We start from the raw sequence: 18,389 nt of genomic DNA, 5'->3' as shown, positions 1-18,389 counted from the left end.
GAAGTGGCCTCGATTCCCTATGCGCCGCCCCACCGCTGAAACCCGACAGGCATCCTCATCTTTTTCACGCACTTCTCCCTTACATCCCCATCATGCCTTCGGCTTCCCGCACCAAGATTCTCACCACCGACCAAGCGAACCAGGTCCCAATCGGTGGAAATCCCGATTCATCGATCTGAGATTCGACCCAATGCAGATCCGAGCGGGCCTCATCCAGATGCTGATGCGCCTGATCCGGGAGCCCCATGCGGTAGTAGCTCATCGCCAACACACATCGTGCTGCGGCCACCCGACTCCCCGCACGATCCGGATAGCTCAAACAAGTCTCCGCTTCTCGAACCGCCCGAGACAGATCGCTTTTGCGGAGATAAAACAAAGACAGCGAAAGGGCATTCCAATCGGGAAACCCGTGGATTCCGGAACGGGTGGGATGACCGGCTCGGCAAGCATCCACCGTCGACTCCAAACGCCGGATGATCTCATCATCCGCCGGTAACAGCAGGCAAACCTTCAGCAAGTGCTCCGCCTGCAGAGAATTCTGAGCCGGAACAAAACGCTCCAACACATCCGCCCGAAATTCCCGATACGCATCCCGATCTCCAGCCTCTAGATAGGCAGGCGCCGCCATCAGCAGATCCACTTCTTCCGCCATCCGCACCTTGTCACCAAGCCGGTTGGCATCATTCATCAAATGAAAGCAATGGGCCGCCTGCTGCCAGCGGCTAAAAATCGCATTCCAACGCCCCAGCGCCCGAAATACCTCAGCCGCCTCCGGGGATGCATCAATCGTCTCCAGCGGGTTCGTCCGCAATAGCCGGTCCGCTTCTTCTACGCTCCCCTCACTCAAGAGAATCGCCGCACGGGAAACATTGGCCCGAGCCTGGGTCTTGCGCTTCAGCCGGGCCTGCTCCGCCATCGCTTCCCGTTCACGAAGATAGAGAACCGTCGTCGTTCCAAAACCCGCTATCAGCGAGACCAGCACTGCCCCGCTCAGGAGACAGGCAATCCGATTGCGTTGAAAAAACTTCCGCATCAGGTAGCGGCGACTCGGTTTCCTCGCGATCACCGGCTCATTGTTGAGAAAGCGCCGAAGATCCATCGTCAGGCTATTCACCGTGAGGTACCGGCGATTGCGTTCCTTCTCCATGCTCTTGAAGACGATCCAATCCAGCTCCCTGCGAATTTGGTTCGCCCACTTTTCCCGTGCCGAAGGTGTCACTCCCTGCCACCGCGGCCCTTCTCCCGCGGTCACTCGCTCGGAGGGCAACGGCGGGTTCTCCTCGATCAACACCCGCCTCATTTCCGTGATCCCCGCCTCCAACAATTCGTCAGTATCGAACGGAGGACATCCCGCCAGCAGCTCATACAAAAGCGCCCCCAGACTGTAGATATCCGCACGGGTATCGACATCCATCCCCCCCATATCGATTTGCTCCGGACTCATGTAGGCGGGAGTCCCGAGAAACTGATCAAAGACCGTGATTTCCTTCCGCACCCTCAGACCTCCCTCCATCGCCTTCGCGATCCCAAAATCGATCACCTTCGGCACCGAAGCGCCATCGACATTCTCCACCAGAATATTCGACGGCTTGATGTCGCGGTGCACGATGCCCTTCTGATGCGCATGCTGGATCGCTTGGCACACCTTCAGAAACAGCTCAATCCGATCACGAATCCCCAGCCCTTGAGCATCGCAGAAAGACGTGATCTTCGTCCCTCTCACCAGCTCCATCGCAAAGTAAGGGCGCCCACGTGGCGTCCGGCCGGCATCAATGACCCGCGCGATGTTGGGATGTTCCATCAATTCCAGGGCGTGTCTCTCTGCCTCGAATCGTGAAACCACCGACTCCGTATCCATCCCACGACGGATGATCTTGAGCGCCACCGGCCGCACCATTCCACTCTGATGAGCCTCGAAGATCTCCCCGCATCCCCCTTCACCAATTTTCCTGACCAATCGGTAGCGCCCAATCGTCTCTCCCACTTGCTCTCCCTTCGCCGCCACAGGATCCGGCTGCGACTGCCAGTCATCCGGTGCCTCGTCGATCACCTCCCGAGCCAATTCGGCCGTGCGCAACTTCCCCTCCAAAAAAAACGCCGCGGAAGAACCCGCCATTCCCAAAAGATCCTCCATCGCCTGCCGCCCAGCCGGATCGCCTCGGAACACCCGATCCAAAAACTCGGCCCGTTGCCGCCGATCACTCACCTGCAATGCCGCCTCAAAGATCGCATTCTCCACCGCCAGGGGATCGCGATCCTGGTCCGTCGCATCAGGGTGCCAATTCATGATCGAGTGAAGCGGACTGCCTCCGTTCCCTTGGCGACTTTTTCCATCGCAAGCCGACAGCCATGACACGTGTCACTCACGACACCTCAGCTTCTCGCTCAGCCGCCTGAATCTCCCGGAAGAGCCAGCTCTTGGAAAAGGCCCAGTAGCGCTCGACCGAACGCTCCGTCACCCCCATCTCCTCCGCCACTTCCTGATTCGTCAGCCCACCAAAGAACTTCAGCAGCACCACCTTGGCCCGCAGCGGGTCGATCTTCTTGAGCTTTTCCAAAGCATCACTGACTTGCAGCGCGGGCTCCTCCTCCTCTGCCACCTCATCCTCCGCATCCAAGAGAGAAACCCGGGTCAGAGAACCTGCATGCTTCTGGCGCTTTCGCCGTCGCGCCCGATCGATCAGAATCCGCCGCATCGTCTCCGACGCCGCAGTGCAAAAATGCGCCGAATTCTTCCAAACCGGCTCATCACCCGAACGCATCCTCAGCCACGCCTCATGCGCCAGCGCCGTCGGCTGCAAGGTTTGCCCCGCCCTCTCGAAGGCCATCCGCTGCCCCGCCATCGCACGCAGAATGGGATACAGCCGCCGCACATCGGCCTCGGATGAGTGGCTGAATTCGTCGTCTCCTTGCATGGGAGAAAAAATTAGTAGGACAACTTCGCCACATCAAGCTCATCGCTCTAATCGTTTTCTCCTCATGCTGAAGGAATCGCTTCCTTCAATCACTGAACGCCACCCGGACCCGGGCAAAGATCTGACGGCGGTCGGTCACCGGTCCATCCACTCTCAGCCGAACTCGCTCAAACTCGCCCCCTTCCAAGGCCTCCGGAGCCTCCGCCAGCGTCGCCGACTGCACCGTCCAGGACCCCGACATCAATGTCGCCGAAGTTTCGATGTCGAAACGCAAGCCACGGTCGATCGTGTCCGTGCGCCGAACAAAGCTGAACTCCAAATACCGTTGACCCTCCTGCTCTAGGACTTCCATTCGCGGCACCCGCGGGCTCCCCGAGCGGGCTTCTGCCACTTTCGGGTCTCCCCCGGTGGCATACTCCCATAGATTGGCGGTGCCGTCCCCGTCTGGATCGGACCACGGCTGCCGGTCATCGCCTTCCAAGCCAGCTTCATCCAACCAGGCCTCCCACTGCTCCGAAGCACTGACTTTCGGCAGAATCCACACATTCCGGTAGCGCACTGGGCCGCTAGCCGTGCTCGCATGGGCCTGCAAAAGCAGAGGATGGGGCCCCGGAGACTCGGCCACTGACGCTCCAGTCGATCCAAGGATTTCGACATCATCGTGCACCTTCATGCCATTCCATCGCAGGGTGATTCGAGCATTCTCTGTCTTCGTATCGCCTTCCCACTGGGCCGCGGTGAAATCGATGTCGTAAGTCTGCCAAACTCCCGCTCCCAAGCTCGCATTCACGTCGACAGGCTTCTGCTGATAGATCGCCCCCGCCGAATCCACCACCGGAGTTTCCGTCACCGCCGTATTCAGCACCTGGATTTCATAGCTTTGCTGAAGCTTCACCCCCGAGTTCCCCGCCTCCTGACCTGATCCACCCGGAGGCGATAGCCACTCCACATGCAGGGTGAAATCGCGGAACCCTTGAATCGTCGAAATGTCATTGGGACTGGGCTGGATCGCCACCGCCATCGCACCTGCATCCACCGGCCAACTCGGTGCAGAAGCATTCGCCTCCCGCTCCCAATTCGCCGCAAGCGAGGCCTCCGTCCCATCAAACAAGGAGATCGCTCCCGGCGGAGCAAGCTCCGGTGGCCCGCACACATAGAGATGGTCGACGTTCGGGCCCGTATTCAGCGTGCTCGTTAGGCGAATCGTGTTGCTCCCCTCCACCAGAGAAACCAGAACCCCAGGCGTGTGAATCCAACTCGTCCAGGCACCCGAGGGACCAAATTCCAATGGATTCCCGATGCTCGCGCCATTCGCACTCAATGCCAGGGGACGGGCCGCACTCGATCCGTTGGCATACCGAAATGAAACCCAGTAGTTGCCTGCAGTCGGGGCCGATACCGTCCAGGTGATCGTCTGCCCAACCGCGGATCCATAATCGGCAAACCCGGTCCCAGTGAACCCCGCATGCTCCGTCGTCACCGTCAAACCGACCAAGGCAGCCGACTCCGCCTCATACTGGGCAGCACCCGCAGGAGGCACTGGAGCATCCGGCTCGGCAGGGGGATCCATCGGCACGAAATCAGGCCCCGCCTCTTCTGGGATCTGATTGAGCGTGTACCACGCTTCCGTCGCCCACGGCGCCACCCGCCCGTCATTCATGAAATCCTTCAGGCGAAATGCCACCACGCGATCCTCCAACATCCCCACCAGGGGCACGAACACGTGCCGCCGGTCCTCGGAAACTTTCACCTCACCAACAGCAAGGGTCGCCAAATCATACTTGGGCCCCCCATAGGTCGATTCCGGGACATACCGATACTGCTGCACCGCGTAATGCTCCGGCCTTACGGCCACCGAATAGGGCACTGGCTGAGTAAACTCGATGAGGAACCCATCCGCACGCGCCCGCACGCTCTTCATTTCGAAGGTCGTCTTTCCATTCGGACGCAGTCGCTGCAATCCGTATGTTGTGTTCTTCCAGTTCCAGTTGCCCCCAGCACCCAAACCTCCCGCATACAAAGATCCGTCCGGGCCCCAAGCGAGGCGATTCATCCCCGATTCCAAACCCTGCGTGAACTGGAACACCACCCCTTGATATTCCCCCTTCACCTTTTCCATGAAAACCCGATTCACGCCACCATGGGTCAACTCCGCAAACAACATCTGCCCCGCGTAGGTTCCCGTCGGAATTCTCAGCAATTCCGCCGGAGAATTGGAAATCTCACCATGGGGAAGCCACAAAGCGGGACGCGTGTAGGGACGGTCGTCATCAGGACTTTCCCGATGCCCATAGTATTTCCCTTCCTGGAGATGGTTGATTCTCGATGAGGGCAGCCAATCGCCCTGATTGTCGCATCCAAAGAGCTCTCCATCCACACCCAGGCCCATGCCATTGGGGGTTCGCAATCCGTTCGCCACCGCTTCCCAAGTGCGTGCCACCGGGTCAATCTTCAGGAGTGATCCCGGACCATGTGGAACAGGAAAGGCAGGCTCTGTCCCAGGCAAATACGCCGTGCTGCCACTGCGCAAGGGCACCGAAGTCGTCACCCAGAGAAACCCATCTTTCTCCACCAAGTTGAAACTAAATTCATGGTAGTTGAACGACGCCGGCCACCCTGATGCCACGGCAAGATACTCGTCCGCCACATCGTCGCCATCAGTATCCACAAGCCGCGTTACCTCCTGCTTTTGCGTCACGTGGATCACCCCATCAACCACCCGGATTCCCAATGGTTCTCCGAGCCCTTCGGCGAATCGTTTCACCGTCACACCCGCCCCATCGTCCAGATGGTCCAGAAGATACACCGATCCGGTCGAGTCCCAGGTCGACACGGCAAGGCGACCATCAGGAAGAAAGGCCAGCCCTCCGACCGCCGGACGAAAATCCGATGGTCGAAAATTGACCAAATCATAGCTGGGATGCACCCCAACCAGTGGGCGACCATCACCCGGTCCACCCGCGCTTCCTCCCTCACCCTCTTCGTAGTAGAAGCTCTTCAGTCCGGGCGAGGTCACATGCGTCAGCCCGTCTTCCGTTTGCAGGACACCCGCAGGCATCACCTCAAAATCTGCCGCCCCTGGCGGCTTCCATTCGAGCACCAACCGCGAGTCGCCGTCGTTCTGATAGAAGTCGATGTAATACCTCAAGCTCCCGGGAAGAAGATTCAGCGTGGCGGTTCCGGATGTTTCTCCAACCTCGTCATTGTCGATGACCAAAGCCGCTTCATCTCCGAGAAACCAGCGCGCGCCATCATCACTGGTCAGGCGGAACTCATACGTTCCTCCCGTCTCGATCACCATCTGCCCCCAGGCATGGCCCACATAAAATTCATCCAGCACCTCTCCATAGGTGGTGTCCCATGCGCCTTCAAAATCGATGGTCTGAAAATCCGCAGACACCGTCGGAGTTTGCCCATCCACAAGGATTGGCAATTCACGCATCTCTTCCCCCGTCTCATAGAGCCACACCGTAACCCCTGGCTTCATCGCCGGATTTTGGCCCATCACGAGCGTCGGCAGCGCGCCGACCATCACCATCAAAATCAGATTCTTCAACATACCTTCAGGGGGTCCAATGCGTTTCCAGGCGGGCTTCGCCATCGTTGGAGAAATCGAGATAAGTCTCGTCCAATTCACTTCTCAGCGCCGCGTCACCGCTGACTTCATGCGTGACAGGAACGCCCACTCCATCGAGCTCAAGCGACAAACGGGCCTCCGTCGGCAACCCGGTCACTGTGAAGCGACGCTCAAGCGATGCGCCTTCTAGGGCTTCAGGGCTTTCTTCAACCGCCACTCTCGCTCCACTCTCCAGCACAAGATCATACAGAATCACGATGCCCTCAGTGGAATCGATCAGCCGATACCCTCTCCAATCGACCCTAGGATGCTCAAGCTGCCCCGCAACTTCGAGGCTCCAAGCCTGATAATCACCGAACAAGGTCACGTCAGCCAAAGTCGCCGTTGATCCCGTGGCATTCCGGCGAAATCGAAATTTCACCTGATCACCCGTCACCGCCACGCGCTTCTGATGACCGTCCGCCACCGCACCATCGATCGACATCCAACTTTGCGCCGTCCAGCTGCTGCCACCATCGGTCGAAACATCCACCCAAAGCCGATTGTTCGCCCCAGGGGTTTGGTAAGCCAAAGTCACCTGATCATGCCGCCGCAAATCGACGGTGGGAGAAATCATCGTCGTGCCCGGGCTTGATGAAAAACTCCAGGCCGACCCCGTGATGATCCCTGATGCGGTCCAGCCTACAGGAATGACCGATTCATCCCGCGCGGTCAGAAGAAAGGCATCCTCCAGCAAATAATAGGTCACGCCTTGAGTGGAGGAATTCTGCTGCCCGAAATCATAGACCTTTCCATGAAACTGGATGCCTCCGCTCCAGACTTTGTGCAGAGTCCCATTGGCAGGATTGTAGGCGGCCCATAAATCCGGTCGCAGTGCCAGGACCAGCATCCGGGTTTTGTTTTCGAGGATCATTCGAAACGCCCACGGGTCTCGCCCGCGCTCGGGAGCTTCAGCCTGAGCGGCACTTGTCGATACCGCGAGCCAGCCCGCGAGCATCCAATGGATGGAAGAATTCATGGTTTGATGGATCATGGATGGAGGGAAATCGAGGAGCTCCGTCCCGCCGGACGAAGCTCCTCATCCCCCTTCGGCAGGATGGGCCTCAACCCAGGTTCCCCACCCTGCTGCGACGAAGACTGGACTTCCCCATAAGCCGGCCCTTTCGCCACTCCCCACTCGACATCCGATGGTCGGAACAATCGGACATGGAGATGAGGGCGTCGGCATTCATGGGACCTGGGTTTTTTGCGGGGGATGGCAGAGACATTCTCGCCATAGGCGGCTGCCATCCTTTCTCGCGCCTTTCTGGGTCAGAAACCCGACAGCAATTTTGCACGCACCTCTTCTGCGCTTCCCCCTCGACTCGGCCGCATCGCCTTTTAACCTGGAAAACGCATGAAATCCTCCCCCTCGTCTCAGGACCGCGGCATCGGCCCCGTGGCCGCCGCCTTGATCGGCATCGGTGGCATGGTCGGCGGCGGCATCTTTGCGGTTCTTGGAACGGCGGTGTCCCTCGCCGGTGGTGGCACGCCCTTCGCCTTCCTCCTGGCCGGAGTCGTCGCCATGCTCACCTGCTATGCCTACGTCAAACTCTCCTGCCATTTTCCGGAAGCCGGAGGTACCGCAGTCTTTCTCTCCGAAGCTTTCGGGGCCAACGTCTTTTCCGGCGGGCTCAACCTGACCCTTTGGTTGAGCTATTTGGTCACCATCGCCCTCTATGCCTCCGCATTCGCATCCTATGGAGAAACCTTTTTCTCCTCCAAGCCGAGCTGGCTCCACCATGCATTGATCAGCGGCGGGATTCTTCTGCCGATGGGAATCAACCTGCTCAACGCCTCCTTCGTGAGTCGCTCCGAATCCTTCATCGTCGTCGGCAAACTGCTCCTCCTCGGTGTCGTCATCGGAGGCGGCCTCTTTCACCTCGATCCCTCCCGCCTGCAAACCTCGGAATGGAAGCCGATGGGATCTCTCATCGTGGGGGGGATGGTCATTTTCGTCGCCTACGAAGGTTTCGAACTCATCGCCAATGCCGCCAACGACGTCCGCGAACCTCAAAAGAACCTCCCCCGCGCCTACTATGGCTGTGTCGCCTTCGTCATTGCTCTCTATGTCCTCGTCGCGATCGTCACCGTCGGCGCTGTTCCTGCCTCAGTCATTGCCGATCAGCAGGACTACGCCCTCGCAGCCGCCGCACGCCCCTCCCTCGGTCAGGCTGGCTTCATTCTCGTCTCCGTTTCGGCCCTTCTCGCCACGTTTTCCGCCATCAATGCCACGATCTATGGCAATGCCCGACTCGGCTACAGCTTGGCGATCGACGGCGAATTGCCCGAGGAACTCGACCACAAAGCCTGGAACAATCCCGTCATGGGCGTCCTGGTCACTGCAGCCCTCTCGCTCCTTTTGGCCAACACCATCGACCTCCAGGCCATCTCCATCCTTGGCAGTGCCGGTTTCCTCCTGATCTTTGCGATGGTTTGCGGTTCCGCTTGGAAACTCGCATCAAAAATCGGCGCCCGCCGCTGGATCGCCGCTCTGGGCTTCCTCGCTTGCATAGGGGCACTCGGTGCTCTGCTTTTCCGCACCGCTCACGTCGACCCCAAGGCACTGGCAATCTTCGCTGGAATGCTCGTCATCGCATTTGGGTTCGAATGGCTCTATCCCCAATGCAGCGGGCGTCCCCTGCAAAATCCTCGGCAGGACGACGCCAGCTAACCCGACCCACGCTCCCGGGCCGGGCTGAATTCAGCACTTCGCTTCAGTCCACAAACCGGATTTTGGCACCGGGCACCTCACCCCGTGCCATCGCTTCGTGCTGCTCGTCCGTGCACGCGGAGTTCGTGGGCGCATCGGCCTCCGAGTTGCTCCGCTCCAAGTAGCCGTTTTCAATCATCCAAGACTCCAATTCCTCGCCCGAAATATCGGCCAGCATCTTCCCGTCCACCTCAACACAAGGAGAAAGAGGCTGCCCGCTTTTCTGTTCCATCTCCCAGCGAAAGGCCGGATTCTTGATGATATCCTTCTCTTCGTATGGCAGCTCATACTTCCGCATGATGGCACGCACGCCTTCGCTCCATCCGCAGAATGTTTTCAAATAGGCTGTGATTTTCGGTGAGGTCTCGCTCATGGCCGGCAAGCATACCCTCCGCAGCTCGACCCGCAAGTCCCGGACCGACTCCTCTGCCAAGCTTCAAAACCGACGCCAGACCCCCGGCACAAAAAGCACAAGGATCGCAAACAACTCCAACCGGCCCAAAATCATCAGACCCGCCAGAAACAGCTGCGTCACATCCCGCATCTCCCCAAAGTGCTCGGTCGGGCCCAAATCTCCAAAGCCAGGGCCGATATTCGACAAGGTCGCCAACACCGCCCCCAGGCACGTCTCCAGATCGATCCCTTGACCGGCTTCCAACATCCCCACGACCACCGCGGAACCCGCGACGATGAACAAATACAAGGCCACGAAAGAAACCGTCCTCGCCCGCCCGCTATCGTCCACCGGATTGCCATTCACCACCAACCGAAAGATCTGATTCGGCCGGTAAGCACGAATGATCTCGTGCGCTGACGACTTTAGGAAAACGATCAATCGGCCCACCTTCAGTCCCCCGGCCGTCGAGCCGGAGCAACCACCGATCAACATCAAAATCGCCAGCAGTGCCTTGCACCACGCAGGCCACAACTCGTAGTCCGCGGTGCCAAAACCCGTAGTCGATGCGATCGAAACCACGATGAACCAGGCATCTCGAAATGCGGACCAAAAATCCGTTGAATAGCGCGGATCCACGCGCAGCCCAATCGCGATCGCCAGGGCAATTCCCAGGCACAAACCGACAAACCATCGCGCATCATCCTCCTCGCGCAATCGCTTCCACTTTTTGTGCAGGATCACCACATAGACGATGAAATTCAGGCTACACAGCAGCATGAAAAGGCTCAGCCAAAGCTCGATCAACCAGTCGTTCCCCCAATCACCATAGTAGGCAACACTCGCCGCGTGCGGACTGAACCCCCCCGTCGAAACGGCGGTAAAGGCATGGGACAAGGCATGGTACCAGGTCAGCCCCATCAACTTCAGCCCGAGGATACAGATCACTGTGATCCCCCCATAGACCCGCAACAAAATCAGCGAAGTGTCGTGGATCCGCGCCGTCGTCGCCTCTCCACTCTGAAACGAGGACTCATTGCGAAACAGAGACTTTGCTCCGAGACCCAGATAGGAAAGCACGGCCACGAACAACACGAGAATCCCAATCCCCCCCAGCCATTGCGTCACCGAGCGCCAGAGCAAGAGGCCTCGCGGCCAGCTCTCAATATCACTCATCACCGTCGACCCCGTCGTCGTGAAACCCGAGGCCGCCTCGAAAACCCCAGCACAAAAATCCATGTGAGGCGGACACAGCACGAAGGGAAGAGCCCCAAAAATCGCCGAGAGGATCCACGCCACTCCCACGATCACCACCCCTTCCCGTCGCGGGATTCGGTCGATCTTGCCAATCCCCACCACAATCAGGATCAACGCCGCCAGCGCAGTCACTCCCGCCGAAGTGAACAGCGCCAACATCGCCTGATGGTCCCCGCTCACCACATCCAGCTTCGCGAAAACGCCACAAGCGGCCATCGCCATGGCCAGCAACATCAGCAGATAGCCGAGGACTTTGGCGAGGATTCGAAAATTCATGATCGACGGGGGAGCACCTCAAGACAGCAACTTCACCAGCGCCTTGCGAGCTTTCGGAGCCACCACCACATACACATGGTCGTCCGCCTGCAAATAATCATCCGGGCCCGGAACCTCGGCATGGGTGCCACGCAGGTGACCGACAATCACCACGCCTTCCGGCCAATCGATCTCCTTCAACATGTGCCCCGCGGCAATCGAGCCCTTGCGCACCCGCAATTCCAGCACCTCCGCCCCCTCAAGTTTCTTCACCAGATGGAAACGCTCTGAAGTGATGAAACGCTCCACCTCCCGCCGAGTCGCCTCCCGTGGGCTGACCGCAGCAGCAATGCCGAAATGCCGCCCCGCTGAACTGATCGCCGCCGCATAATCGGCCCGGTGGATCAAAGTCAGGCAGGTCTTCGCCCCCAAGGTGTGAGCCTGCAAACAGGTCATCACATTGTCTTCGTCACTATTGCTCGTAGCCACAAAGAAGTCGACACCATCGATTTGTTCCTCCTGAAGCTCAGCCACCACCGTCGCGTCAGCATGAATCACCGTGGTATTCGATAGGCGGTCCACAAGGCTCTTACAGACCGCCTCATCCTGCTCGAAAATCCGCACCCTGCAGTCCCAGCTCTCCAGCATCTGGGCCAGCGTAAATCCATACTCCCCTCCACCGAAAATCACCACCCGCAAGGCATCGCCATCCCCCCGTTGGTGCCGCAAGCGGTCCACCAAAATCCGCAGCTTCCTCGGCTCCCCGAAAATCGTTACCACATCCCCTGCCTCAAAGACCGTCTCCGCCTGCGGCACGAAGTGATCCGATCCACGGGAAATCATCGCCACCCGCGTGTGCTCGGGCATCTTCGCATCGCGCAAAGTCCGCCGCACCAGATCCGACTTCGCGTCCACCATCACCTGCTGCAACTCAATCCGCCCACGGGCGATTTCCTCCACCGCCAGCGAGTCGGGATTGCGGATGAACTTCGCCAACTCGATCGCTGCCAACCGTTCCGATGAAAACAGGTGATCGACCCCAAAGGTGCCCTTAAAATCAAATAGCCACTCCTCCCGCTGCAAGCTCGGATGCACCCGGCACACCACCTGGGGAACATCCATCTTCTTCGCAATCGATGAAGAGACCAAATTCGCCGTATTCGAGCTGGTCAGTGCCAGGAACAACTCGCAATCCCCCACATTCGCGTCCACCAATGCATGCACGCTCGTGCCATCGGAACACACCACCTTGGCATCGATGGTTTGCTCAAGATCCGCCGCCAGCCCCGGATCATTCTCGATCACGGAAATGCTGTGGGATTCCTTGGACAGAGACGTCGCTAGGTGACGTCCAATTTCTCCGGCTCCGACGATGATGATATTCATCCGCAAACGTCCCGTTTCCTCGTGGCCGGGCAAACAGAGCAAACCGGATCCACACCGCCCGAACCAGCGGAAAATCAGAAGGCCCTCGCCTCCACCGCCGATTACCAATCCACGCTCTGCCCCCGTGTGTCGATGTGGGTGAACGTCGGGTAGCGCCCGATGCCCCCTTGAAACAAGCCCTGCCCCCTCAATCGACGAGCCGTGGATGCCACCACCGATGCCCGCGTCTTGAATCGCACATCCACCGCGAAATTTTGCTGATGCCAGGAGCCACTACTGGCTCCGGGACAACGCGCATTGTAAGCCGGAGATCGGTAAGCCGAAATGATCTCCTGCACCGGCTGCCCCAGCTCCACCGAAACTCGGTCAATCACTCGCAAGGTCGGCACCAAATTGTCCCACAAGTCACGCGGCGGTAGCGAATTCCACACACCTCCATGGCTCTTGGCATGGGCCTCAATCACCTGCAGAGGAGTCAAATGGCGGAAACCCGCACGCGAAAGATAATCGGCATACACCCCCAATTCCGATCCCTGCCGCCTCACCCACTCGTCCGATAAGCCCGAGACATCCAACCGGGTCGACTCAACACTCGCCTTGCTGCGCCCGAACAACGACCAAGCCGAAGCCGGCACACTCCCCCCAAACGTGGTCGCCGCAGCCACCGCAAGGGTGGACAATGCACGACGTCGGGAAAGCGAAATGGGGCGGGTCGGTTCGGCGGCTTGGCTCATGCTCCAGAATTTCGGGATCGATCCTGAGAGCAGGCCGCATGCCTTCGTGCACCGCGGTCTCCTTTCAGGAATTGACCCGCGGAGCCAATCGGACCGGCACCCCCTCCGACAAGGCAAAAGTCCCTAACATCCATACCATCCCGCCCTTTGGAGGGGCATTTGCGAGAATCCACGCAGCTCCCCTCAACTGCTTCCGATCCCTTCTGGACAGCCACGCCACATGGCGTCAACATTCGCCACGCAGCTATGCGGATCTCTGACCGTTACATCGGACGCCATGTCCTTACCGGCACCCTGTTCGCCATCGTCCTCCTCAGCCTGCTGCTGGTGTTGGGAAATGTTTTCAAACAAATCCGCCCGCTGCTGGTTGAGTTTGGGGCTCCCATTTGGGTGCTCGGTGAATTCACCCTCAGTGTTCTGCCGGTTTCGCTCATCTTCACCATCCCGTGGGCCTTCCTCTCTGCGGTTCTGCTCGTCTTCGGCCGACTTTCTTCCGACAACGAACTGAATGCCTTCCGCGCAGCAGGAGTCAGCCTTGCGCGACTCTCCGCGCCCGTCATCGCGATTGGCACCGCCCTGTCTCTTTTCTGCTTGTGGCTGAACCTCGGAGTTGCCCCGAAAGCCAGCAAGGAAGTCGAAGACATCGTCCGCAGCACCCTGATCCGCGACCCCCGAACCCTGCTCCGAGCGGGCGTCGACCAAAGCCGCTTCAAAAATATTCGGGTCTATTCCGAAAATGACAACGGCGAAGTGTTCGAGAACTTCCACATCTTCAAAATGGGCTCTCAGGACGGGGGCGAAGACACCGCCTACATCCACGCCCACACGGCCACCACCGTGAACGATTCCGAAAAGCAGGAAATTCGCCTGAAATTCACCGAGGCTTACGTCGAAGGAACCCCAGCTCGAAAAAGCGACGAAGAATCCCAAAGCACCCCTCAGGAATTCGTCCTCCTCTCCGACGAACTCGAATGGATGCTTCTCAACTACAGCCGAGATTTCTCCAAGGATAAGGTGAAGCCCAAGACTCTCACCAACCCCGAACTCGACGCCATCGCCGACAACTTCAAGCCCTTGCCTCTGGGGCCCAAAGCCACCAAGGCCGAATTGAAACTTCAAAAGGCGCGCAAAAAAATTCGCGAACGTTACCTCGCTGAAAAAACGCGGCGATATACTTCATCCTTTGCCTGCCTCGCCTTCGCCTTCATCGGCATCCCCCTCGGAATGAAGGCGCGTCGCCGTGATACTTCCACCGGCCTCATCATCAGCCTGGGGATTGGAGCCCTTTACTTCCTTGCCAGCTCCATGATCGAGCCCAGCGAAGGCATGGCCTACCTGCTCTGGATTCCCAATATCCTCTGCGTCGCCCTCGGATTCTTCTTTTTCCGACGCGCCCGTTTCCGCTGAACCCCTCCCCACTTCCCCCCATGCCGAAGTCGAAATCCATGACGCGACTGCAGCGCCAGGTCCGGGACTTCTTCCGGGAAGGCAATGTCGATTTCGCCGCCGTTGTTGGCCCCATACGCCGCTACAATCTTCAAAAATTCAAAGCCGATCTGGGCGCCTCTCCCAACGTCGCCCTGCTCGCCGTGCCGCAAGGCATGGCCTATGCTGCCATCGCAGAACTTCCCATCTCTTACGGCATCGTTTGCTCCGCCATCGCCTCTCTCGTGGCTCCCCTCTTCGCGGGCTCTCGCCACACCATTCTCGGCCCGACCAATGCCACCGCATTCATGGTGTTCAGTTTCTTCGCAGCCGAGAAAGCACTCGCCGCTCGCGAAGAGATGCTCGTTCCCCTGCTGGTCATGCTCATCGGTATCTTCTGCATGGTCGGCGCCGTACTAAAGCTCGCCGACCTGCTCCAATACATTTCCCGCTCCGTGCTGGTGGGCTACCTCACCGGAGCCGCCGTCCTCATCATCGCCAATCAGCTCAAACACCTTCTCGGCATCGATGCTGCCGTTGAAATCCTTTCCCCCGGCAACTTCGCCGCCCTTTGCATCGCTCTCGTCAAATCCCTCGTCCATGCCCAATGGCAACCCCTCACCATCGGGGTCGGTACCGTTCTCATCTTTCACGGGCTTCGGCGTTGGAAACCTTCGTGGCCCTGCTTCTCCCTCGCCCTGATTTTAGCTTCGGCCGTCTTCGGGGCCCTCATCCACCACAACACCCCCTTCGCCGGACAGCCAACTTTCCGCAACTTCGTCTTGGGCGACCTCAAACCACGCCTCCCCGATTTCACCGACGCCCGAATCTTCGACGACCTCAGCTCGCTCATTGGAGTCTCCTTTGCCGTCGCCTTCCTCGCCTGCCTTGAAAACACCATGATGGCCAAAGCCATCGCCTCACGTTCGGGAGATCGGGCCGAAGTCAATCAGGACATGTTCGCTGTCGGATTCGCCAACCTTGCCTGCGCCTTTACCGGCGGCATGCCTGCCTCCGGGTCCCTGACCCGCTCAGTTCTCAACTACGAGTCCGGCGCCATCACCCGCTTTGCCTCGGTCTACGCCGGCCTCATCACCCTTGCCAGCGCGATCCTGATCGCCCTCTCACCAAGCTGGGGCTTTCCCGTGATCGACTACGTACCTAAGGCGGCACTCGCAGCCCTCGTCGTCGTCATCGCCGTCGGACTCATCAATCCCAAAAACATCCGCGTCTGTTTGCGGTCCACCCACGATGACGCCTGGGTTCTTATCACCACCTTTGCGGCTACGCTTCTCGCCCCCCTTCACGTTGCCATATTCATCGGCGTCGGGGTTTCCATCTCTCTCTTCCTGCGGCGTGCCAGTCGCCCCCACTTGGTCGAATACGAATTTGGTGAGTCCGGCGAACTCCGTGAAATGGGCGAAAAGCGCAAACGCCCCAATCCCGCCATTTCCATTGTTCACGTCGAGGGCGACCTCTTCTTCGGCGCTGCGGAATTGTTCCGCAATCAAGTCCAGCGCACCGCATCTGACCCTTCCCTCCGGGTCCTCATCCTGCGCCTGAAAAACGCGCGCCACCTCGACGCCACCTCCGTTCTTGCTCTCGAGGAGCTGATCAAATTCATGCGATCCGATGGACGCCACGTCCTGATTTCAGGGGCTCCGCGCGAAGTTTACAAAGTCCTGAAGAATTCCGGAACCCTCGAACTCATTCAGGACGGCACCGACCGCGAAGCTGGAGAAAGCAATCTCTTCCTTCACCGTCCAAGCAACCCCAACCTTTCGACCCGCGACGCTCTGAAGCGGGCGCAAAGCCTCCTTGGAGGAGAGAAAGCGGATATCCGAATCTTCTACGATCCCACCAAATCCTAAACCTTGTTCTGGAAGCAACCATCGGTCCTGCCGATGCGATCGCAACAAACAAGGGCTCCACGACTCCGATCGAGCATGGCGGCACAGCCATTTCCGTTCGCTCGATACCCTCGCGATCCTTTTCGATGCTTCGAGGAGAGCTCCCCATCGGAACGAAAACCGTGACCGCGAGGTTTTGAAGAAATCTTCTTCATTTCAATGGGTTACGACAGCTTTCCAGGTTGACCGGATTTTTGATTCGGGGTAAGCGTCTGATAACCAGACAAATCCATGCTTCCCGCGAATCTCCCCCCTACGTTCGCGAGAGGATCCCGCTCTTCTTCCCTTCGGCGTCCGAGCTTCCTCTCGCTTTCTCTTCGGCTTCTCCTCCCTCTTTCCCTTCTGCTTGCTGTCCCCGCCTCCGCGGAATGGGGTGGGGTCGGTGGGTGGACTCAAACTCTGTCTCAGCAACAGGAAGATTTGAAATACCAGAAGAGCCATGAACGTATCAAAATTCGTATTTACAGTCCTTCTGGCTCTCGCGGGAATGGGGATTTGTCCATCGTTGGGAGAGCCATTGGATGGCGAAGCCTTCATTGAATCGCTTCGAGAGCACAACCGGAACAGCACACAGCTAGAGTTCAACGAGCAGTTGAGGAAGGCAATAAGCCAGGACGAGAGTGGTGATTTGATAATAACAATATCCTTAGACCCCGAAATAAATAGCGCGTTATTTTACAACCTTGATGTCATTCCAGTAAAATTTTTATTGATTGTTATCGCGCGCTGGCTGGAAGAGGATAACCAGTGAGGATCGCGGGGAGGGATGTATTATTCACCCGCATCTGGAATCGTGCAAGCGTTTCGCAGGTACATCCGGCCATCTGATGCTGATGATCCTGAGTCGATAAAGCATCTGATTTATGTTCTCGAAGACAAAGACACGAGACTGAAAATGGCAAAAGTTTTGCGGGATGCCAACCTTGTCGAGCCGCTTGAACCGAAACAGAATGGTGAGATGCGAGCCGCAGCGTGGGCAGGAATGGTGAAAATCGTGGAGCAGTCATTCCCCCAACTGATGGAAGAAGATAAGAAGCGCAGGGCCGAGGCAGCGAAAGAGCCGAAGCCTGAGCCAGCACAGTTGCTCAAGAAACCAAAACAGGAAATTCCCAAGGGCGAAGCGACCGTAATCCCAAGTAGACAGGCAAAAACTGAATCAAATCGGTGGATGTGGCTGCTTCTCGTTTCCGTGACCATACTTTGCGCATTGGGGCTTAGCCTGCGTGACCGAATAACTAAAGTCATGGCTTCAAATCTGAGACGCGACGGAAGATAGGAAATGATGCCAAGTATCATGTAGCTTGACGGCGGTTATCAAAGAGTTCTAAATGGCACTGGATTAAGCCCCTTTCCGGTATCAAAGGGGGCAGTCCTCGCGCTTTCACATTGCGGCTGTGCGTGTTTTTCTTCGCGCTCTCCGTGATTATGGCCTGTCCGTTCCGTATAGAAGCATCTGATGCGGTTTGCTCCGTGATGGCGTGCTGTGACGGCGGGCAGGAGGTGTTTGAGGGCGATCCAGAGCAGTTGAATTTCCGATTCGACGAGTGTTGCTTTCGATCCGGGACCCACGAATTGTCAGCCGCTGGCTGGAAACATCTACGCACCGCGACAGTTCGGGCCACGGAACTCCGCCGGAACCGACTTCTTCGAGCTAGACCCTTTGCCAAAGGTCTTTTCTGAAAAGGGTGCGGAAAGACTTGTACGACTGTTTGAAATGGACGACCCTGCGGGATCGGCCGTTCCCGACAGCTTCCGAATGCTGAAACCTGCTCGCTCGAAGAGCT

The 18,389-nt window shown here is 58.2% G+C and carries 13 protein-coding genes; 5 read left to right on the top strand and 8 right to left on the bottom strand.

The genetic code is table 11. The features are described 5' to 3' along the window. Positions 1–79: 79 nt before the first annotated feature. From HNR46_RS18590 to HNR46_RS18575, 4 genes are all read right to left on the bottom strand, one after another. Positions 80–2,287, bottom strand: a complete 2,208-nt coding sequence (locus HNR46_RS18590) for a serine/threonine protein kinase (protein ID WP_184021722.1) — start codon at positions 2,285–2,287, stop codon at positions 80–82. Between the two features lie 76 nt (positions 2,288–2,363). Next, the gene (locus HNR46_RS18585; protein ID WP_184021719.1) at positions 2,364–2,915 is read right to left on the bottom strand and encodes an ECF-type sigma factor; all 552 of its coding nucleotides are present in this window, start codon (positions 2,913–2,915) and stop codon (positions 2,364–2,366) included. Between the two features lie 85 nt (positions 2,916–3,000). Beyond that, positions 3,001–6,516, bottom strand: a complete 3,516-nt coding sequence (locus HNR46_RS18580) for a 3-keto-alpha-glucoside-1,2-lyase-like domain-containing protein (RefSeq protein WP_184021716.1) — start codon at positions 6,514–6,516, stop codon at positions 3,001–3,003. Continuing rightward, entirely contained in the window at positions 6,479–7,510 is a 1,032-nt protein-coding gene (locus HNR46_RS18575) for a hypothetical protein (RefSeq protein WP_184021713.1), read from the bottom strand. Before HNR46_RS18575 ends, HNR46_RS18580 begins: the two co-directional genes overlap by 38 nt. Before the next feature lie 378 nt (positions 7,511–7,888). Between HNR46_RS18575 and HNR46_RS18570 the strand changes: the two genes are divergently transcribed. Next, the gene (locus tag HNR46_RS18570; RefSeq protein WP_184021710.1) at positions 7,889–9,205 is read left to right on the top strand and encodes an APC family permease; all 1,317 of its coding nucleotides are present in this window, start codon (positions 7,889–7,891) and stop codon (positions 9,203–9,205) included. A 43-nt stretch (positions 9,206–9,248) separates the two neighbouring features. On the opposite strand, the gene HNR46_RS18565 is transcribed toward HNR46_RS18570, so the two are convergent. The 4 genes from HNR46_RS18565 to HNR46_RS18550 all read right to left on the bottom strand — a co-directional run bounded on the left by HNR46_RS18565 (position 9,249) and on the right by HNR46_RS18550 (position 13,270). Then, positions 9,249–9,617, bottom strand: a complete 369-nt coding sequence (locus HNR46_RS18565) for a glutaredoxin family protein (RefSeq protein ID WP_184021707.1) — start codon at positions 9,615–9,617, stop codon at positions 9,249–9,251. Between the two features lie 63 nt (positions 9,618–9,680). Further along, on the bottom strand, positions 9,681–11,171 hold the full coding sequence (locus tag HNR46_RS18560; protein ID WP_184021704.1) for a TrkH family potassium uptake protein: 1,491 nt from the start codon (positions 11,169–11,171) through the stop codon (positions 9,681–9,683). Positions 11,172–11,189: 18 nt separating this feature from the next. Then, positions 11,190–12,536, bottom strand: coding sequence for a Trk system potassium transporter TrkA (gene trkA / locus HNR46_RS18555; RefSeq protein WP_184021702.1), 1,347 nt, complete (start codon positions 12,534–12,536; stop codon positions 11,190–11,192). A 101-nt stretch (positions 12,537–12,637) separates the two neighbouring features. Further along, on the bottom strand, positions 12,638–13,270 hold the full coding sequence (locus HNR46_RS18550; RefSeq protein WP_184021700.1) for a D-Ala-D-Ala carboxypeptidase family metallohydrolase: 633 nt from the start codon (positions 13,268–13,270) through the stop codon (positions 12,638–12,640). Positions 13,271–13,516: 246 nt separating this feature from the next. On the opposite strand from HNR46_RS18550, the gene HNR46_RS18545 reads away from it, so the two are divergent. From HNR46_RS18545 to HNR46_RS18530, 4 genes are all read left to right on the top strand, one after another. Beyond that, positions 13,517–14,677: an LptF/LptG family permease gene (locus HNR46_RS18545; protein WP_184021698.1), complete on the top strand. Its 1,161-nt coding sequence runs from the start codon at positions 13,517–13,519 to the stop codon at positions 14,675–14,677. Between the two features lie 20 nt (positions 14,678–14,697). Further along, positions 14,698–16,566 (top strand): SulP family inorganic anion transporter, encoded by a 1,869-nt coding sequence (locus tag HNR46_RS18540; protein ID WP_184021695.1) that lies wholly within the window; start codon positions 14,698–14,700, stop codon positions 16,564–16,566. Between the two features lie 478 nt (positions 16,567–17,044). Next, positions 17,045–17,356, top strand: a complete 312-nt coding sequence (locus HNR46_RS18535) for a hypothetical protein (RefSeq protein ID WP_184021693.1) — start codon at positions 17,045–17,047, stop codon at positions 17,354–17,356. A gap of 42 nt (positions 17,357–17,398) precedes the next feature. After that, a complete protein-coding gene (locus HNR46_RS18530; protein WP_221285280.1) occupies positions 17,399–17,881 on the top strand; it encodes a hypothetical protein in 483 nt (160 codons plus the stop codon). The last annotated feature ends 508 nt before the right edge of the window (positions 17,882–18,389 follow it).

The organism is Haloferula luteola (genome assembly GCF_014201715.1).
GTDB lineage: Bacteria > Verrucomicrobiota > Verrucomicrobiia > Verrucomicrobiales > Akkermansiaceae > Haloferula > Haloferula luteola.
Note: the sequence above shows the minus strand (reverse complement) of the source record. Positions and strands in the feature narration are given on the sequence as shown.

Excerpts from the sequence above, each read along its gene's own strand:
- HNR46_RS18585 (WP_184021719.1), bottom strand. The coding sequence starts at position 2,915 with ATGCAAGGAGACGACGAATTCAGCCACTCATCCGAGGCCGATGTGCGG.
- HNR46_RS18540 (WP_184021695.1), top strand. The coding sequence starts at position 14,698 with ATGCCGAAGTCGAAATCCATGACGCGACTGCAGCGCCAGGTCCGGGAC.
- HNR46_RS18590 (WP_184021722.1), bottom strand. The coding sequence starts at position 2,287 with ATGAATTGGCACCCTGATGCGACGGACCAGGATCGCGATCCCCTGGCG.
- HNR46_RS18565 (WP_184021707.1), bottom strand. The coding sequence starts at position 9,617 with ATGAGCGAGACCTCACCGAAAATCACAGCCTATTTGAAAACATTCTGC.
- HNR46_RS18550 (WP_184021700.1), bottom strand. The coding sequence starts at position 13,270 with ATGAGCCAAGCCGCCGAACCGACCCGCCCCATTTCGCTTTCCCGACGT.
- HNR46_RS18560 (WP_184021704.1), bottom strand. The coding sequence starts at position 11,171 with ATGAATTTTCGAATCCTCGCCAAAGTCCTCGGCTATCTGCTGATGTTG.
- HNR46_RS18580 (WP_184021716.1), bottom strand. The coding sequence starts at position 6,516 with ATGGCGAAGCCCGCCTGGAAACGCATTGGACCCCCTGAAGGTATGTTG.
- trkA (WP_184021702.1), bottom strand. The coding sequence starts at position 12,536 with ATGAATATCATCATCGTCGGAGCCGGAGAAATTGGACGTCACCTAGCG.
- HNR46_RS18575 (WP_184021713.1), bottom strand. The coding sequence starts at position 7,510 with ATGAATTCTTCCATCCATTGGATGCTCGCGGGCTGGCTCGCGGTATCG.
- HNR46_RS18535 (WP_184021693.1), top strand. The coding sequence starts at position 17,045 with ATGAACGTATCAAAATTCGTATTTACAGTCCTTCTGGCTCTCGCGGGA.
- HNR46_RS18570 (WP_184021710.1), top strand. The coding sequence starts at position 7,889 with ATGAAATCCTCCCCCTCGTCTCAGGACCGCGGCATCGGCCCCGTGGCC.
- HNR46_RS18545 (WP_184021698.1), top strand. The coding sequence starts at position 13,517 with ATGCGGATCTCTGACCGTTACATCGGACGCCATGTCCTTACCGGCACC.